The organism is Ornithinimicrobium kibberense, assembly GCF_006519705.1.
In the GTDB taxonomy this organism is placed as follows: domain Bacteria; phylum Actinomycetota; class Actinomycetes; order Actinomycetales; family Dermatophilaceae; genus Ornithinicoccus; species Ornithinicoccus kibberensis.
In genome coordinates this window covers 1-1,446 of the sequence record NZ_VFXM01000033.1, presented here as the reverse complement: position 1 = coordinate 1,446, position 1,446 = coordinate 1, and the positions used below count along the sequence as shown (strand labels likewise).

Annotated in this window: 1 protein-coding gene; it reads right to left on the bottom strand. The window is 65.4% G+C overall.

The features are described 5' to 3' along the window. Positions 1 to 162: 162 nt before the first annotated feature. On the bottom strand, positions 163 to 1,284 hold the full coding sequence (locus FJR00_RS15500; protein WP_141339625.1) for a site-specific integrase: 1,122 nt from the start codon (positions 1,282 to 1,284) through the stop codon (positions 163 to 165). Between the last annotated feature and the right edge of the window lie 162 nt (positions 1,285 to 1,446).

Genomic DNA, 1,446 nt, shown 5'->3' with positions numbered 1-1,446 from the left:
TCGCTGCCGCCAACGACTACTGGCGCTGAGCCGCCCTGCCCGGTGTGGCCGGGGGCGCGGTCTGCTCCTCGCCCACCCCCGTCTGAAAGTGGCGTCGTGGACGCCGTCCATCAGGCGGTGGTCCACGGGGCAGACCGAGGACAGCGAGACCGCAAACCCCTCCTACTCCGACTGTGCAATCGCAATCCGGGACAGGGCTTGGGCAATCTGCGCATCACGACCCTGCGCCGCATGTTGGTAGCGGAGAGCGGCCTGCGGGGTTGAATGACCCAGGCGAGCCATGAGTTCGGCCAGAGTCGCCCCGGTCTGGGCGGCCAGGACAGCGCCCGTGTGCCGCAAGTCATGCCAGCGTAGATCTGGTCTGCCGGCAGCTTCCCGTGCTCGGTAGAAGACCCGGTACAAGGTTGAAGGTGCAAGATGCGACCGGCCGTCGGCGGCAGGGAACAGGAGCGCGTCTCGTCCGCCGCGCGCGTGGCGCTCGATGTGGTCGTGCACCACGGGGATGAGATGAGGCGGGATGGCGACGTCCCGGCTTCCCGCTGCCGACTTGGGAGTGCCCACGATCACCTGACCGCCGGTACGGACGACGCCCCGTCTGACGTGGATGACGCCGTCCCTGAGGTCAATGTCCTTCGTACGCAGTTCGATGAGCTCGCCGAACCTCAGTGCGCACCATGACGACAGCAGGACCATTGGGCGGTACTTCTCCGGCATGGCCAGCGTGATGGTCTCGAGCTCGGTGAGCGTCGCAGGCCGGATCTGCTTGGTGCGTTCGGTGCTCCCGGCGCCTCGGATGTGACAGGGGTTCGACGAGATCTTCCCGTCGGTGACCGCGGTCCCCAGAATTGTCCGGAGCAGGCCGTAGGCGTGCGCTCGAAGGGTGGGGCGCGACTTGTCCAACTGCATGTACCACTCGCGGACGAGTTCACTGGTGACTCGTGTCAGGGGCACGGTGCCGAGTTCGGGGAGGATGTGTCGCTCCAGGAGCGACCGGTAGTGATCGCGCGTGCGTGGTTTGAGCTCCCGTTGCTGCAGCCAACGCTCGGCGTACTCGCCGAGCGTAGAGGTCCGGGCTTCCTGCACACGGCTGCGCCTGGACTTCGGTGTGACCCAGTCGTCCTGCGCGATGAGGCGATGCTCCGCAGCAAGCCACATCTCTGCATCGATCTTGGACTCGAAGGTGGTGGGCGCACTATGCAGAACTGTGTCGGGACCGACGTAGCGGGCACGGTATCGACCGCTCGGCAGCTTCGCGATCTGCCCGAAGGCTCGGCGCTTGGGCACGACATCCCCCTCTCTGTCCGTGTCGTCTACGTGTCGTTCGGGAGTCTACTCGTGTCGCTTCGTGGCCACTTCAGACCGGCTCCCGTTCACGCTAAATGCGCAGGTCAGAGCAGATAAACCCAGGTCCGAGACAGTACGCAGAGATTCGTTGGAATCGGATTC